Annotated in this window: 1 protein-coding gene; it reads right to left on the bottom strand. The window is 62.1% G+C overall.

The window, feature by feature from the left end:
* Positions 1–19 precede the first annotated feature (19 nt).
* Positions 20–707 (bottom strand): IS5 family transposase (locus ACP7AD_RS18580; RefSeq protein ID WP_426166424.1); only part of this gene is annotated, 688 nt, incomplete at its 5' end.

Genomic DNA, 707 nt, shown 5'->3' with positions numbered 1-707 from the left:
TAGGCGCTGTTCTGAAAGTTCAGTGAAGCCACTTCATGGTGCCGGCGAGGTGCACAAAGCCCAGAAACGTGACGTCGAGCTTGTCATAGCGGGTGGCGACACGGCGAAAAACTTTCATGCGCTGGAAGAGGGCTTCAACCAAATGGCGCGCCTTGTAGCGGTGTGCGTCCAGGATGCGCTGGTTTTTCTTGCGGTTGACTTTGCATGGGATGATGACCTGCATGCCCTGCTTTTGGGCCGCCTGGACAATTTTGTCTGAGTCGTATGCTTTATCAGCCAACAACGCCTTGGCCTGCAGCCCATCGAGCAACTCGGGCACTGGCTTGGAGTCGTGCCTCTGGCCCGGGGTCAGCACAAAGCGCAGCGGATTGCCCAGGGCATCGCACACGGCGTGGATTTTAGTGTTGCGCCCACCGCGCGTGATGCCGATGGCCTGCGGGCCGCTGCTCTTGCGCGCGCCTGCCGAAGATTGGTGCGCCCGGCAGCAGGTCGAGTCCACCATTACCTCTTGCATGTCGGGCTGCTGCACGCTCTGGAAAAGGCGCTCGAAATGGCCTTTGGCGCACCAGTAGGCGTAGCGCTGGTACACAGCACTCCAGGTGCCCAGCCGCTCGGGCAGGTCACGCCAAGCGGCGCCCGTGCGGGCCATCCACAGCAGAGCATCGAAGAACATTCGATGCGCCCCGCCGGGGCGGCCCTTGCACGGC

The organism is Polaromonas sp. DSP2-3-2b2 (assembly GCF_049895905.1).
Taxonomy (GTDB): Bacteria; Pseudomonadota; Gammaproteobacteria; order Burkholderiales; family Burkholderiaceae_C; genus Polaromonas.
The sequence above is the reverse complement of the archived record's forward strand: the minus strand, read 5'-3'. Positions and strand labels throughout refer to the sequence as shown.